The following is a 16,247-nucleotide window of genomic DNA, read 5'->3' as shown; positions in this document are numbered from 1 at the left end:
AGTGGCTTTCACAGTCCCGATCTAAGAAATTCCCATTGTATTTTTGTCGAAAAAGCCGCGATTCATTCTACCGGTAATCGCTTGCTAATCAATCCTTAAGGCTACAGCCTGTTTTCCACTTCCTTAAGACGACCATCCATATGCAGAGAGTTTTGAGCATAGCCCCGATGCTGGATTGGACGGATCGGCATTTTCGCTATTTTGTACGCCTAATTTCTCGGCGGGTGCTGCTTTATACCGAAATGGTCACCGCCGGTGCGATTTTGTTCGGGAATCGCGACCACTTGCTCGGCTTCCACCCCGCCGAAAAGCCGTTGGCGCTTCAATTAGGCGGCAGCAACCCTTCGGATCTTGCCGAGTGTGCGAGAATTGCCGAAGCGTATGGATATGATGAGATTAATCTCAATGTCGGATGCCCGAGCGATCGGGTGCAGAATGGGCGGTTCGGTGCATGCTTGATGGCCGACCCCGAGTTGGTTTCCGAGTGCGTGGCCGCGATGGCCGGTGCCGTATCGCTTCCGATCACAGTCAAAACCCGAATAGGCATCGATGAGCAGGACTCCTATGAGGATCTCGCGCGCTTCGTCGAGATCGTCTCGTCCGGCGGTTGTCACACCTTTGTCATCCATGCCAGAAAAGCGTGGCTTAAAGGCTTATCGCCTAAGGAGAACCGGGAAATACCACCGCTAAGATACGATGTGGTCGATCGAATCAAAGACGATTATGCGGCACTCGAAATCATCCTGAACGGCGGTATCGTCGATCTGGATCAGGCGGGGCTGCATCTTGAGCGGTTCGACGGTGTGATGATAGGACGAGCGGCCTACCATCAACCGTACTTGCTTGCAGAGGCCGACCGGCGATTTTTCGGCGATGACCGTCCGGTCCGCTCCCGGCGTCAAGTGGTCGAAGCGCTGTTGCCGTATGTCGAAACGGAATTGGGGCGGGGCGTACGTTTACAAGCCATCGCTCGGCACATTTTAGGGTTGTATCACGGTATGCCCGGCGGGCGGGCATGGCGTCGGCATCTTAGCCAGCATGCGACGAAAGCAAATGCGGGAGCGGATGTGCTTCTCGAAGCCACCCGCTATTGCGAAGAGTCAATATGCGTTTGATCGAGAAAGACATGGCGCATTCCTGCGCGATATACTTACCGATCACTATTAGCGACATCAATCATGCAAAACGTAATGGAGCATCTTTTTTCCCAAATCATACAATCTCTTGGGGAGGATATTACCCGAGAAGGACTAGTGGATACGCCTAAGCGGGCGGCGGCGGCTTTTCGTTTTCTCAATAGCGGCTACAATCAGCGCCTCGAGCGTGTCCTCAATAATGCCGTTTTCGAGGCGGATACGGAGGATATGGTGATCGTGAAGGACATCGAATTGTATTCATTGTGCGAGCACCATCTTCTGCCGTTCATCGGTAAATGCCATGTCGCTTATCTGCCTAAGGGTAAGGTGATCGGGCTTTCCAAGATCGCGCGCATCGTCGAAATGTACGCTCGCCGTCTTCAGATCCAGGAGCGATTGACCAAACAAATTGCGGACGCCATTCAGACCGCGATCGATCCCGCGGGGGTTGCCGTAGTAATCGAAGCCAAGCATCTGTGCATGATGATGCGAGGCGTCGAGAAACAAAACTCGGTTATGACCACCTCATCCATGCTGGGTTTGTTCCGCAAACAAATCAGTACCCGTTCGGAGTTTCTGGATCTTATCAACAGAAAATAGCGTGACAGAAGCAGGGAAATCCCACCGTTGGGGTGTGCTTTTGGTCAATCTGGGTACGCCCGAGGCTCCAACCACGGCCGCAGTCCGACGCTATCTGGGCGAGTTCCTATGGGACTCCCGTGTCGTGGAACTGCCGAGGCCAATTTGGTGGATGATCCTTCATGGCGTGATTTTGCGGGTGCGGCCATCCAAGTCGGCACGAGCGTATCGGTCGATCTGGACCGACAGAGGCTCCCCGTTACTGGTGTTCAGCACGGATTTGACTCGATCGGTGCAAGCCGAGATCTCGGCGAGAACGGCTGGGGAAATCCTGGTAGAGGTGGCGATGCGCTACGGTAAACCCGGAATTCGGGAAAAATTGGAGAAGTTGAATAGCGCCGGGGTCGATGGACTTCTGATTTTGCCGTTGTATCCCCAGTATTCGTCACCGAGTACCGGGACCGTATTCGATGCGGTCGCCTCGGTGTTGAAGAATTGGAGATATGTTCCGGAGACCAGATTCGTCAGCGACTATCATGATTATCCGGCGTATATCCGGGCTGTGGCGAACCGAATCGAAGATTTCTGGCGCGACAATGGCGGACCTCATTTTTTGTTGTTTTCATTTCACGGTTTACCGGAACGAAGCCGCTCCCTAGGCGATCCTTACCATGAGCAATGTCGTACGACCGCAAAGCTGATCGCGGCTGAACTGAAGCTTCCGGAGAATGCTTGGCAGTTAGTTTTTCAGTCCCGTTTCGGCCCGGGGCGGTGGCTTCAGCCTTATTGCGTCGATGTGCTAAAAGCACTGCCGCAAAAGGGCGTTAAGGACGTCGATGTCGTTTGCCCGGGATTTGCCGTGGACTGCTTGGAAACCTTGGAGGAGATCGGCATTACCAACAAGGAGGTCTTTGAAAGAGCGGGTGGTGCCCAGTATCGGTTAATCCCAGCACTGAACGATAGTCCGGAACATGGCCGCGTCCTGGCTGGTTTGATTACAGAGCACTTGCGGTAAAAGGAAAAAGTCGCTCAACCGGCATAAATAAGCTTGAATACTTGATTGAATTGTTCGTCGAGTTTTTGGGCCAACTCATTCGCAGTTGCGATGTCAGTGCCGAAAAGACTCGGCTTGTCCATGTCGGTTACTGTGGTGTCGCGTGATGCATGGTTAGAATAGCGTGAATAAACAAAGGATTGTGCCTGAGCGACCAGGGCTGCTTCGCAACTGAACACGTCGGCATTTTCCGGCGTATCGTGGTGCTCGATAGTCACGGCGATGATCTCCGGCAGCTTCCATAGCCGAGCCAATTCGGCGCCGACCTGATAATGGTCGAATCCGATAACTCGTCTTTCTCCTTCCTGATAGCTTATGTTCTCCGATTCCGCTAAAAGTGCCGCGGCACGGGCCAATTCCGGAAGGCGGTGATATACGACCAATCGCCCTATTTCATGTAATAGTCCACATAGAAATACGGCCTTTAGACGTTCGCCAAAGGGATGACAACTCGCGAATAATCTTGCCAATAGCGCACAGCGCACGCTCATGGCCCAGAATTCCTTCATTGTCATCAAGGTATTGGTTAAAGATGAAAATTTATCGATCACTAAAGTAGTTAATACCAAACTCCGAATTTCGTGGATGCCGACGATATTGAGTGCACGATGAATGGAGGTGACTTTGGTCGGAATTCCATAAAAGGCGCTATTGACGACCCGTAGCAGCCTTGCTGTGAGACCAGGATCATTTTCAATCAGTGTGCCGGCATCGCGCAGATCGGCCCCCGGGTTATCCAGTAGTTCATTCAGTTTTAAGAATAACTCCGGCGGGGAAGCTAATTGCACGTTCCCATTCAAAATTACGCGGACGCTAAGTGGGGTGAATGCATACATCGCTTTAGCTCTTGATGCGCATACCTAATACTATCCTGTCGTTAATTTGATTTGACTGATACGCCGATAAGTGGCATCTATATCGCAGTTGGTTCATGGAAGACTTTATATGTGACGCGAGTTCCAATTGCCTCCTTTATTCTAACTGAGCTTCAGGTTTTTATCGGGTGCTATGACGCCAACCAACCAGTTCGGCGAAAAGTTAATTATTATCGGTGAGCATAATGAGCGTCATCGTGCCCAAGTCGAGTTAATCCTATCCGAAGCCGGTTTCGTGAATTTCGTAGCGGTCTCTAATGGAAGAGAGCTTCTTGAGCAATTGAGAAAATTCCAGCGGAGCCCTGAAGAAATCGGACTTATTATTCTTAATAGTAGCCTGCCCGAATGTCAGATTGACGAGTTTTGCCTGTCTTTTTCCTCGATAGACGAGGGAATCGGCATTCCCGCTATCATTTTTACTGAAGAATCGGTCGAATTGGACAGCACGCAAGTACGCCGCCTAACCCAGCTGAGCAGGCAAGGCGTCAGTCTGATTACCAAGCCTATTCGCGGACGCGATTTTATCCCCTTGGTTAACATGAGTTTGATACTCAGAAACGAGCGTCACCTGAGACGTAGCCAAGAAGAGCAACTTTTAAACGAACTCTCCGAACGCAAAATCATGGAGGCCCGATTCAAATATCTCGTGGCCCACGATGAGTTGACCGGCCTTGCAAATCGCCGCAGCTTGGAAAAGAAACTTCAGCTAGCCATCCACCGGTGCCGGAACTTCGATCAGGAAGGTGCATTGCTGTACCTGGATCTTGATCGGTTCAACATGATCAATGATCTTGAGGGACACGAGACCGGCGATCGTTTATTAGTGGAGACGGTCAGCCTGTTGCACGGCACGCTCGATTCGGACCACATCGCAGCCAGGATCGGAGCTGACGAGTTTTGTATCTTTCTAGAAAACGTCAAACAGCAGGAGGCATTGTCCATCGCTGAACGGCTCCGCCAAGCCATGGATGGTTTTCGCTTCGTTACCGGACAAGACAGTTATCATATATCGGCCAGTATCGGTGTGGCCCTGCTGGAATCGCGGAGGATGGCCAGTCATCCGAGTGTGCTGATTGCCGAAGCGCATCAGGCCTGTTACGCAGCGAAGGCGAACGGGCGTAACATGGTTCAGTTGTATAACGACAAAGATACCGAGGCTTGCACGCGGCGAAGCGACATCTTATGGGTTCCGCTGATCCGGGAAGCCTTGATGGAAAATCGGTTTTTTCTGGTTTTTCAGCCGGTTGTCAGGGTCAAGGACGGTGCCATTACGCACTACGAGGTCTTGATCCGGATGAGGGGCAAGCGTTCGGATATATTCTCGCCGGGAGAATTCATTCCGGTCGCCGAGCGCATGGGTTTGATTCACCATATCGACCTGTGGGTGGTCGATAAATCAATCGATTTCCTGGCCTCTCTGCCGGAACACCAGTCGCATGTCAGTCTAACGATAAATTTGTCGGGTGTTGCATTTCAAGATCAGTCCTTGTTACCCCTGATTAAACAAAAATTGGAAATGACCTGGATCTCCGCGTCTCGGCTTGCATTCGAGATTACCGAAACCGCGACTGTCGCGAATTATCAGCAAACTCGGGAAATGATTGCCCGCATAAGGGCGCTGGGATGCCATTTTGCCTTGGATGACTTTGGTGCCGGCTTTAGTTCGTTCGATTACATCAAAAAGTTTCCAGTCGATTATTTGAAAATCGATGGACAGTTCATAAAAAACCTGCTTCATGATGAAACAGACCAGGTACTTGTCAAGGCAATGATCGATATCGCTCGGAAGCTGGGAAAAAGGACCATCGCCGAATTTGTGGAAAACCCGAAGGTTCTTTCTCTCTTAAAAACGCTCGGCATAGATTATGTCCAAGGTTATCTGATCGGTAAGCCGGAACCCCATCTACTCGACAAAACGACTATCTCGATTAACGAGATCGCCGGTTCTTCGCAGTCGACTCAAGCTGCCTAGCCGAATCCGCTGTTTTTAGTTTCCGGTCCAGTTGATTAAGCCCTGACGGGCATATTTTTTATCCCATGCAAAACACCAGACGCGGCAAGACGCCACGCAAAAAACGGTCGTCCATCTTGTCTTTTCTGAACGCGTCATTTCGGCGCATCGCACTGTATTTGTCTCCCTTCGTGATCGCGATCATCGTCGGATATCTGGCCTATGTGGACCACACGGTCCGTCAGCAATTCGAGGGTAAGCGCTGGTCTTTGCCGGCCCGGGTTTACGCCAGCCCCGTCGAGTTGTTCGCCGGTTACGAGATGAGTGCCGATCGGCTCGAATGGTTATTGGAGCAGCTGAAATACAGAAACGATCCGAGCTTGTTATCGCAGGGTACTTATTTCAGGAAGGGTGCCGAGTATACGCTGAAGACGCGCGATTTTCGGTTCTGGGACAAACTAGAAAACTCTCGCAACATACGGGTGCGATTCGATGCCGGGCAAATAAGTTCGGTTAGCGACCCCGAAGACGCCAAGCCCCTGGCATTGTTTCGTTTGGACCCGGTCCAAATCGGGACGTTTTATCCGGCTCTGAAGGAAGATCGTATATTGATCAAGCTCAATCAAGCGCCGGAGCTTCTCTTAAAGGCCCTGTTCTCGGTGGAAGACCGGGATTTCTACGAGCATTTCGGAATTTCGCCTCGCGGCATTCTTCGGGCGATGTGGGCCAACATTCGCGCGGGGGGAATCGTGCAGGGAGGCAGCACCTTGACTCAGCAGCTGGTAAAGAACTTTTTTCTAAGCTCTGAGCGCACCTGGTGGCGCAAGCTTAACGAGCTGGTCATGGCATTGGTATTGGAGGCGCGTTATTCCAAGGATGAAATTCTGGAAGCTTATCTAAATGAAATTTATCTCGGTCAAGACGGTGCCCGAGCGATACACGGGTTCGGTTTGGCCAGCCAGTACTATTTCAGCCGATCGCTGGAAGAGCTGGAACTGCATCATGTTGCTCTGTTGGTGTCTCTGGTGCGAGGGCCATCCTATTACGACCCGTTTAGATGGCCGGAAAAGGCAAGGAAGCGTAGGGACCTGGTATTGGACGAGATGGTGGAACAAGGGCAGATTGCAGCGAGCCAGGCCGAGGAGGCTAAGGCAAAGCCTCTGGATGTGGTGAAGAATCCGCACCAAGCCATCAGCCGCTATCCGGCTTTCCTGGATTTGGTCAAGCGTCAGTTGCAGCAGGAATATCGTCCCGAAGACTTGACCTCGGAAGGGCTCCAGCTTTTCACGACACTCGACATATTCGCGCAGCACTATCTTGAATCGGCCGTCGAGACAACGCTGAAAAAGCTCGACAAACAGACCCGGACGACGCAACTGGAAACCGCCGTTGTGTTTACTCGCCGCGCTACCGGCGAAGTAGCCGCTTTAATGGGATCAAGAGACCCGCAGAATTCCGGGTTCAATCGCGCATTGGACGCAGAACGCCAAATAGGTTCACTGTATAAACCCGTCGTTTATTTGACGGCATTGGAGAATCCGCAACGCTACACGCTGATGTCGCCGCTGCAAGACATGGAGGTTCGGATCAGGAATCCCGGCGGCCGGCCGTGGACACCGAAGAATTACGATAATCGGGAGCACGGCATAATTCCTTTGCATAAAGCCTTAGCGCATTCCTTTAATCTGGCGACAGTTAATTTAGGCATGGATGTCGGGATTGCCCGTACCGCGGAAACCTTACGGAAATTAGGGGTTGAGAAGTCGGTGGAGCTGGTTCCGTCGCTGTTGCTGGGCACCGCCTCGCTAACCCCGTTTGAAGTCGCCCAAATGTATCAAACCCTGGCCAGCGACGGCTTTGTGGTTCCGCTAAGGGCGATTCAGGCGGTTGTTTCACAAGAGGGGAAGACCCTGCAGCGATACGGCCTCAGTGTCAAGCAGTCAATCGATTCAGCGGCAGTTTATTTGGTCGATACGATCCTGCAGGAAGTCATGCGGGAGGGTACCGGGAAATTTGCCTATGCCTATTTGCCTTCCCATTTCGACTGCGCCGGAAAAACTGGAACGACCAATGATCTCAGAGATAGTTGGTTTGCTGGATTTACCGGCGATTATGTGGGCGTAGTCTGGGTCGGGCGTGACGACAACCAGCCGGCAAAGCTAACCGGCGCCCAGGGCGCGTTACCGGTTTGGGCATCTACCATGCAAAAAGTGAGTAAGGAGTCGCTTGAGCTGGAGCCGCCCGAAAACGTCGATTTCGTTTGGATCGATCGTGCAAATGGCTTGAGATCAGATGAAAGCTGCCCCAGTGCGATTCGCTATCCGTTTATTGCGGGTTCTGCCCCGACAGACGTTTCGCCATGCGGTCGGCTGTCGAATCCACCGGAAGGAGTCGACTCTTGGTTTAGGCGTCTATTTTAGGTCCGGCGGCCAGGGCTAGCGAGAGATATGGGTTCCGGCTGAGCGTCTTGTATGCTTAATCTGCCCATCAGCGCTCTCGCCTCCGTTTTCTGTTGCTCATTGCCCATTTCCAGAACTTCCTTGAGCATGTCCAGCGCCGACTGCTTATCATCCATGTCCGCATAAGCCTTAGCCAAATCCAGTTTGGTTTCCAACTGGTCCATGTCGGTCAACGGCGCGTACTGATCCTCGTTCTCATCTGAAAGATTCTCCAGATTTTCCGTGTTTAGCGCTTCGCTTTCCGCTTGAACAGACGAAGCCAAGTCAAGCTCGAAATTGAAATCCGATGTTTCGAGATTCGAAATGGACGCTACGCGGTCCGATTTGGATACGTCATCTTGCGGTACACTGCTTTTATTCAGCTCATGCAATAGGTCGTCTATGGATTGATCCGCTTCTTCGTGCGTTTTAGTTTCAGGATGAGCTTTCAGTTTGCCCGCGTCAAAAGCAATCAGGTTGTCAAGTTTCGGCAGCTCACTCTCGGGCTCCTTTGAGTTGGCTTCAGAGTCCTCAAGGCCGAAGGAACTGAAATCGAAATCAAACATTTCATTGCCGGATGAGGCGTCGTCAGACTCCGGCTTGTCTTTGTGCTGTGCATTGGCCGCTAGCTCGAGCAAGATATCGTCAATGCTGTTCTCCGAACCCTGTGTTATGGGTTCTTTTCGGGAATTGGACCCCGGCTTGTCGGTCTCAAAGACGATGAGATTTTCGAGTTCTGGAGATTCATCTTCAGGCTGAGCTGTGACGACGGAAGGGGTTTCGCTCCGAAGATCGTCGACATCGAATTCCATGACGGGGTGCTCGGCGGCAATTGCCTGATCTTCATCTGGGTTTTGCGCATCGAAATTGAAGTCGAGAGAAACACGCTTTTCCTCTGCGGATGTCGATGTTTCGGCCACCTCGCTATCGAAGCGCTTCAGATCCTCGATGAGTTCATCGGTAAGATCGATAGAGCCCAGGATATCCCTTGCATTCGCATCAAGAGCCAAAGGTCGGCTGGACGATGGCGACGCGCTAAACAGCGAGTTTCCGGGACATAATTCCCGTCCCATTTCAACCACGTTTTCCCAGAAGTCGGCATCGCCGTCTTTACCTTGTCTTTTGAGTTCCTGGGCGAAACGCTCAAAAGCTTCTCGGTTCTCGGTGGCGTAATGAATTTCCAGAAGCTTGAGTTTGCATTCGTCTCGTTCGGGGTACTGCTCTATCGCGTTCCGGATCAAATCCTCCGCCTGCTTGTAACGGCCGTAAGCGAGATATACATCGGCTTCCGAAATCGGGTCGACTTCGTCCGCCTCGGCTCCTAAGGCGTCAAAATCGCTCGGCGTGAATTCGCTCAGAAAAGAGGTTTTTGTAGCGGTCGTCGGTTCCGAGATTGTGGAGTTGAATTTGGACTCCGCTTTTTTCGCCTTTTGCAGGTTTTCTTTCTCGGTCGCAAGCAAGATGCTTTCGGTCTCTTCGATCATGGCCGCACGGCGACGGGCAAGCAGCCATGGTATGACCGCCAGCAACATCAGACCTCCTGCTGCGGCACCGAGATAGGTCGGCTGATCGAACAAGTCGTCCCAAATGCTGCTCTGTTCAGGCTGCGGCGGCGCGGCAGGAACGGGCTTAGGCGCCTCGACCTTCGGCTGCTCGGTCTGGACGGCGGTGGGTTGGGGTGTTTGAGGCGTTTCTGGAACCGTCTCTGGAGAAGTCGGCGGATTCGCCGGCTGGGTGGATGGCTCCACCGGCTTCTGTGCTTCCGGAGCCGGTGTCGTTTGAGCTGTTAGCTGTTCCGGATTAGGGGGCTCTTTCTTCGCCGATTCGGTCGAAGGTTGTTGTGCCTGTGGTTCTTGCAGCAGCGCAATCTGTTCGTTCTTCAGGGTCAAGAGACGATGCATCTCCGTCAGTTGCTGCTCGAGCTGAGTCAGGCGGGAACGGAGATCCTCGTTTTCCTGTTTGAGCGTCTCTGCGATTTCGAGCGCAATTTCTCCCTTGGATTTCCCGGCGCCATCCGTGCTTCCTGCGACCGCTTCTTCATCTTTCGTCTTGGTATCGGATGCGGCTAACAATTTGAGCTGAGTTTGCGTCGGCTGTGTCGCGGAGCCCGTCACAGCGCCCAAGCTCTGTGCCTTGTTACTGCGGCTTGCGACTTTCCCAGTCCGACTGCTTGATCGATAAAGCTCATCCCGCGCTTGCGAGCTGGTGAATTGCAGAACAAATTCGCGATCGGGAATTTTCAGCGTTTCTCCTGCCTTCAAAGTGTCCGGCGTGTCTCCATAAAACGCATGTGGGTTGTGCCGGTAAAGGGCGACGACCATTTGTTCCTGAGCGATGCTTGGGTCGCGATTTACCTGTTTGGCGATTTCCCAAAGCGTGGAATCTCTTTTGACTGGCCCGTATTCAGAACCTTGGATCGGACTTTCGGACTCGGATGAAGCGCTTGCCGTCGAAGCACGGGGCTGGGACTTGCGGGGCGAAACCTGGGCATCCGCAGTTTGCGGGTGGTCATCGTTCGGTTGCTCGAATACCGATGGAGATCGTGAGTCGACGAGCGCGCGATCGGAGAAGGTGGCAGGCGGGTCCAGCAGTACGGTATATTCACGTACTACGCGCCCGCGCGGCCAATTGACCTCTACCAAGAAGCTGACGAACGGTTCGTGCATGACATCGTTCGAACTCACCTCGATGGCATAGCTGCCATCGGGTTTTTGCACGGCGGTAAAACGCAGTTTGGTGAGAAAATAGTGCCGTTCCAAGCCGGCCTTGGCAAACGCTTCCGGGGACGCCAAAGCGATTTTGACGTCCGCCAGGGAATCCCCGCCGGAAAGAACTAGCGGAATCTCGGCGTTTAGCGACTGATTCAGGGCGGAGCGTAGCCTGATGTCTCCAATACCTAGCGCACTCGCTCCCATTGGGGCCAGTAGACTCATCATCGCCAAGGTTTTTGATAACTTACGCACTTATTGCCGCTCCTTTGTCCAATCGTTCCCGCCATTCATGGTGGCGGGAGCTGCCTAGATTGCTGAAGGAAAGCTTAGCCTAGATGTATGTTTTTGCCAGCACCTCGGCGATTTGTACGCTGTTGAGCGCCGCGCCTTTTCGTACGTTGTCGGCTACGACCCAAAGATCCAAACCTCGCGGGTGGGAAATGTCTTCGCGGATGCGTCCGACATAAACGGCATCGTGCCCGGCTGCGTCGGTAACCGCAGTCGGATAGCCGCCGGGCTTGTGTTCGTCGATCACCGCCACTCCCGGAGCACGGCTGAGCAATTCCCGCGCATGCGCAGCGGTGATTTTTTCCCGAGTCTCGATATGGACCGCCTCGGAGTGGCCGTAAAATACGGGTACCCGCACCGTAGTCGGGTTCACCTGGATACTGTCGTCGCCCATGATTTTGCGGGTTTCCCATACCATCTTCATCTCTTCCTTGGTGTAGCCGTTATCCATGAAGACGTCGATCTGGGGGATGGCGTTGAAAGCGATCTGCTTCGGATAGACTTCGGGGTTGATCGGTTTGCCGTTAAGCAATAAAGCGGTTTGCTTGCCGAGTTCCTCGATGGCCTTTTTTCCGGTTCCGGATACCGCCTGATAGGTGCAGACGTTGATTCGCTCGATGCCGACAGCATCGTAGATCGGCTTCAAAGCGACCAGCATCTGAATCGTGGAGCAATTCGGATTGGCGATGATTCCCCGGGGCTTGTACTGCCCGATGGCCTCCGGATTGACTTCCGGCACGACCAAGGGGATATCCGTCTCGTAGCGGAAACAGGAGGTGTTGTCCACGACCACGCAGCCGGCTGCCGCAGCTTTAGGGGCGTAAACGGCGGAAACCGATGCGCCTGCGGAAAACAGGCCGATCTGTGCCTTGGAAAAATCGAACTCGGCCACATCCTGCACGGTGAGATAGCCGCCTTTGAATTCCACGCGCTGGCCGGCGGAGCGTGCGCTGGCCAGGGCATACACCTGGCCAACGGGAAAGTTGCGCTCCTCCAGGATGGACAGCATGGTCTCGCCCACCGCGCCGGTGGCGCCCAATACTGCAATATCGTAAGTCTTGCTCATGGGGAAACTCGTTCGGGATTAGCGGTTCAATGATCGTAAAGCGGATACGATGGCATCGCCCATATCGGCGGTTCCGACCTTCTTCATGCCTTCGGAGTAGATATCGGCGGTTCGGTAGCCTGCGTCCAAAGCGGCTATCACCGCGTTTTCGATCCGGTCTGCGGAGGCGGCATCGTTGAAACTGTAACGCAGCATCATGGCCAGCGACAGTACGGTGGCGATGGGGTTGGCAACGCCCTTGCCGGCGATGTCCGGTGCCGAACCGTGAATGGGCTCGTACATGCCCTTGCCGTTTTTGTCGAGCGACGCCGAAGGCAGCATGCCGATGGAGCCGGTCAGCATGGCGGCACAGTCCGAAAGGATATCGCCGAACATATTGTCGGTCAGCATGACGTCGAACTGCTTGGGCGCGCGCACCAGCTGCATCGCGGCGTTATCGACGTACATATGGCTGAGCTGGACGTCCGGATACTCGCGGCCGACCTCGATCACGATCTCGCGCCACAGTTCGGTGCACTCCAGCACGTTGGCTTTGTCGATGGAGCACAGCCGTTTGTTGCGCTTTTGAGCGATCTGGAACGCGATATGGGCGATGCGGCGGATCTCCGATTCGCTGTAAATCAAGGTGTTGAAGCCTTCCCGTTCGCCCTTTTCATTGATGCGGCGGCCCCGCGGTTTGCCGAAGTAGATGCCGCCGGTCAGTTCGCGGATGATCATGATATCGAGTCCCGAGACCACTTCCGGTTTCAGCGTCGAAGCGGCGACCAACTGGGGATAGAGAATCGCTGGGCGAAGATTCGCGAACAGTTCCAATTCGGCACGTATTCCCAGAAGGCCGCGTTCCGGTCGCACCGAATAGTCCAGCGGTTCCCATTTCGGACCCCCGACCGCGCCCAAAAGCACGGAATCGGCCGCTTTCGCCAGGGTCAGGGTTTCTTCCGGAAACGGCGTGCCTTTGGCGTCGTATGCGGCACCGCCGATCAAAGCGTCTTCAGTTTCAATGTCAAGCCCGAATTCCTGTCTCAGGCAGTCAAGCACCTTTAATGCCTCGGCGACGATTTCCGGGCCGATGCCGTCGCCGGGCAGCACTGCGATCTTCTTGGTCATGCGATTGATGAGTCTCTCTTTGTTTTTTGGAAACTAAGCGTATTCCGGGAACAGCCAAGGCGCGGTTTGGCGGCGGCTCGCTTCGTAAGCCCGGATCTTGTCGGCATGCTGAAGGGTCAGGCCGATGTCGTCCAGGCCGTTGAGCAGGCGGTATTTCCGCGAAGGATCGATTTCGAAATGGATTTTGTCGCCATAATGGGTGGCGATCGTCTGTGTTTCCAGATCTACGGTGAGATCGACGCCGGGACCCGCTTGCTCGAAAAGGCGGTCGACGATTTCGGCATCGAGTACGATGGGCAGAATGCCGTTCTTGAAGCAGTTGTTGTAGAAAATATCGGCAAAGCTCGGGGCTATGATTACGCGGAAACCATAATCTGCCAGAGCCCAGGGCGCATGTTCGCGCGACGAGCCGCAGCCGAAATTCTCGCGCGTCAACAGAATTCGCGCCCTGAAGTAGCACGGTTGATTGAGCACGAAATCCGGGTTCAAAGGGCGATACGAGCAATCCATGTCGGGTTCGCCGCGATCCAGGTAGCGCCACTCGTCGAATAGATAGGGACCGAAACCACTGCGGCGAATGGATTTCAGGAATTGTTTAGGAATGATCGCGTCGGTGTCGATGTTGGCGCGGTCCAAAGGGGCGACTCTGGACGCGAAACGGCGAAAAGCTTTCATTGCTCGGATTTCCTCTTTCGCGCAGACTGATTTCGGGTCGTAGGGGCGGGTTTGGACGTTTTTACGGCAGCAGCCGATTTCGTCCTCGATGCGGCGGCGGTTTTCGCCGGCGCTTTCTTGGCCGGTGCTTTTTTGGGTTCGCTTGCGGGAGACGGCATCAACGGCAGTTGACGGATGTCGACAAAATGCCCGTAGATACCGGCCGCCGCCGCCATGGCGGGACTCACCAGATGGGTGCGGCCACCGTAGCCCTGGCGTCCTTCGAAGTTGCGGTTCGATGTGGACGCGCAGCGCTCGCCCGGTTCCAGGCGATCGGCATTCATCGCGAGGCACATGGAGCATCCGGGGTCTCGCCATTCGAAACCTGCCTCCCGGAAAATTCGGTCGAGGCCCTCCTGTTCCGCCTGGCGTTTCACCAAGCCCGATCCGGGAACCACCAGGGCCTGCTTGATGTTGCTCGCGAGCTTATGGCCGCGGACCACCTCGGCGGCAGTGCGCAAGTCCTCGATCCGGGCGTTGGTGCATGAACCGATGAAAATCTTGTCTATGCGAATATCGGTTATGGCCGTGCCGGGCTTCAAATCCATGTATTGCAGGGCGCGCTTCATGCTTTCACGTTTCACGGGGTCCGGCTCCCGTTCAGGGTCGGGTATCGCGGCATCGATGGGCAATACCAACTCGGGCGAAGTGCCCCAGGTGACCTGGGGGTTGATAGCGGCGGCATCGATCTCGACCACTTTGTCGAATACGGCACCCTTGTCGCTTCGAAGTTGCCGCCAAGCCGCCACCGCCTTGTCCCACAAATTCCCTTTCGGAGCATAAGGCCGGTCTTTCAGATAAGCGATCGTCACCTCGTCGACGGCCACCAGTCCAGCTCGGGCTCCGGCCTCAATTGCCATGTTGCACACGGTCATGCGTCCTTCCATCGATAGGCTGCGGATCGCCGATCCTGCGAATTCGATGGTATATCCGGTGCCGCCGGCGGTGCCGATTCTGCCGATCACGGCCAGTACGATGTCCTTGGCCGTGACGCCTTGGCCGAGCTTCCCTTCCACCTTGACCAACATGTTCTTGGCTTTTTTCTGAACCAGGCATTGCGTGGCCAGCACATGCTCCACTTCGGATGTGCCGATGCCGAAGGCGAGAGCGCCGAAGGCTCCGTGCGTCGAGGTATGGGAATCGCCGCAGACGATGGTCGTGCCGGGCAGGGTCGCACCCTGTTCGGGGCCGATCACGTGGACGATGCCTTGGCGATCGTCGTTCATGCCGAATTCGGTAATGCCGAAGTCGGCGCAGTTCCGGTCCAGCGTTTCGACCTGAAGCCGTGAAATGGGGTCGCTGAGGCCATGTTCGCGTTCGGCCGTCGGCACGTTGTGATCGGCCGTCGCCAGATTGGCTGTAACCCGCCAGGGCTTACGGCCCGCGAGCCTCAGCCCTTCGAAGGCCTGCGGCGAGGTTACCTCGTGAATCAAATGGCGATCGATGTAAATGAGAGTCGATCCGTCCGGTTCGGAGTAAACCACGTGATCGTCCCATAATTTGTCATAAAGGGTTTTGGCGGCCATGGGCTCTTATGAGTGGCGGGTTTTACACGGGGAATGCTGCGCTCCAGCTAATTACTCAGGGGCGGCTTCCCATGGATGTTGGGGTTTGTCCGATAAACCGAAGTTATTCCAACAGCGAAAAAATCTTATCGCGAATGGCTTCAACGCTGCCGACGCCGTCAATGCTGGAGAATTTGACGGCTTCCTGTTCGGCCTTTTGCTTGTAATAGCCGACCAATGGCTTGGTCTGTTCGTGATAAACCTCAAGACGCCTGCGCACGGTTTCTTCTTTGTCGTCGTCCCGTTGAATCAGGGGTTCGCCGGTGACATCGTCCAGTCCCTCGACCTTGGGCGGATTGAAGATGACATGATATGTGCGTCCGGAAGCAGGATGGACGCGCCGACCGCTCATGCGCTTGACGATTTCCTCATCGTCCACCACGATTTCGATGACATGGTCGATATCGACGCCCATCTCCGCGAGCCCTTCCGCCTGAGCGATGGTTCGGGGGAATCCGTCGAACAAAAAACCGTTCTTGCAATCGTCCTGGGCAATGCGTTCCTTGATCAGTCCCAGGATGATTTCATCCGAGACCAGGGCGCCCGAGTCCATGACCTTCTTCGCTTCGAGACCCAATGGCGTGCCTTCTCTCACGGCAGCGCGCAGCATGTCGCCCGTCGAGATCTGCGGAATGTTGAATTTTTCCATTATGGCTTTGGCTTGAGTGCCTTTTCCGGACCCGGGGCTTCCGAGAAGGATCACGCGCATGTCATGGACTCCGTGGTTAATTAAACTTGCAATTCTGTCACAAATGCGCCGGGA

At 54.4% G+C, this 16,247-nt stretch carries 12 protein-coding genes; 5 read left to right on the top strand and 7 right to left on the bottom strand.

The window, feature by feature from the left end; translation table 11 throughout:
* The first annotated feature begins 140 nt into the window (after window positions 1-140).
* The 3 genes from dusA (at window position 141) to hemH (ending at window position 2,730) form a co-directional block, all read left to right on the top strand.
* The gene (gene dusA / locus ACWJJK_RS14550) at window positions 141-1,115 is read left to right on the top strand and encodes a tRNA dihydrouridine(20/20a) synthase DusA (RefSeq protein WP_077729212.1); all 975 of its coding nucleotides are present in this window, start codon (window positions 141-143) and stop codon (window positions 1,113-1,115) included.
* Window positions 1,116-1,178: 63 nt separating this feature from the next.
* Window positions 1,179-1,736 carry a GTP cyclohydrolase I FolE gene (gene folE, locus ACWJJK_RS14545; RefSeq protein WP_077729211.1) on the top strand — a complete coding sequence of 186 codons (558 nt, stop codon included), beginning with the start codon at window positions 1,179-1,181 and terminating at the stop codon, window positions 1,734-1,736.
* Window position 1,737: 1 nt separating this feature from the next.
* Window positions 1,738-2,730, top strand: a complete 993-nt coding sequence (gene hemH / locus ACWJJK_RS14540; RefSeq protein WP_347257523.1) for a ferrochelatase — start codon at window positions 1,738-1,740, stop codon at window positions 2,728-2,730.
* A gap of 14 nt (window positions 2,731-2,744) precedes the next feature.
* Here the strand turns inward: hemH and ACWJJK_RS14535 are convergent, their stop codons facing one another.
* Window positions 2,745-3,605, bottom strand: coding sequence for an HDOD domain-containing protein (locus ACWJJK_RS14535; RefSeq protein WP_077729209.1), 861 nt, complete (start codon window positions 3,603-3,605; stop codon window positions 2,745-2,747).
* Between the two features lie 172 nt (window positions 3,606-3,777).
* Between ACWJJK_RS14535 and ACWJJK_RS14530 the strand changes: the two genes are divergently transcribed.
* A complete protein-coding gene (locus ACWJJK_RS14530; protein WP_077729208.1) occupies window positions 3,778-5,616 on the top strand; it encodes a putative bifunctional diguanylate cyclase/phosphodiesterase in 1,839 nt (612 codons plus the stop codon).
* Window positions 5,617-5,681: 65 nt separating this feature from the next.
* The gene (mrcB, locus tag ACWJJK_RS14525; protein WP_347257524.1) at window positions 5,682-8,015 is read left to right on the top strand and encodes a penicillin-binding protein 1B; all 2,334 of its coding nucleotides are present in this window, start codon (window positions 5,682-5,684) and stop codon (window positions 8,013-8,015) included.
* Here the strand turns inward: mrcB and ACWJJK_RS14520 are convergent.
* The 6 genes from ACWJJK_RS14520 to adk form a co-directional block, all read right to left on the bottom strand.
* Window positions 8,012-10,948, bottom strand: coding sequence for a FimV/HubP family polar landmark protein (locus tag ACWJJK_RS14520; RefSeq protein WP_454129047.1), 2,937 nt, complete (start codon window positions 10,946-10,948; stop codon window positions 8,012-8,014). The genes mrcB and ACWJJK_RS14520 overlap by 4 nt on opposite strands.
* Before the next feature lie 127 nt (window positions 10,949-11,075).
* Window positions 11,076-12,098 (bottom strand): aspartate-semialdehyde dehydrogenase, encoded by a 1,023-nt coding sequence (locus ACWJJK_RS14515; protein ID WP_086135438.1) that lies wholly within the window; start codon window positions 12,096-12,098, stop codon window positions 11,076-11,078.
* Window positions 12,099-12,116: 18 nt separating this feature from the next.
* Entirely contained in the window at window positions 12,117-13,205 is a 1,089-nt protein-coding gene (leuB, locus tag ACWJJK_RS14510; RefSeq protein ID WP_077729204.1) for a 3-isopropylmalate dehydrogenase, read from the bottom strand.
* 33 nt (window positions 13,206-13,238) lie between these two features.
* A complete protein-coding gene (leuD, locus tag ACWJJK_RS14505) occupies window positions 13,239-13,880 on the bottom strand; it encodes a 3-isopropylmalate dehydratase small subunit (RefSeq protein ID WP_077729203.1) in 642 nt (213 codons plus the stop codon).
* Window positions 13,877-15,445, bottom strand: a complete 1,569-nt coding sequence (gene leuC, locus ACWJJK_RS14500) for a 3-isopropylmalate dehydratase large subunit (RefSeq protein WP_086135439.1) — start codon at window positions 15,443-15,445, stop codon at window positions 13,877-13,879. Before leuC ends, leuD begins: the two co-directional genes overlap by 4 nt.
* A 103-nt stretch (window positions 15,446-15,548) precedes the next feature.
* Window positions 15,549-16,193: an adenylate kinase gene (gene adk / locus ACWJJK_RS14495; protein ID WP_077729201.1), complete on the bottom strand. Its 645-nt coding sequence runs from the start codon at window positions 16,191-16,193 to the stop codon at window positions 15,549-15,551.
* Window positions 16,194-16,247: the final 54 nt, after the last annotated feature.

The organism is Methylocaldum gracile, assembly GCF_053646815.1.
This window is presented reverse-complemented; position numbering and strand designations above follow the sequence as displayed.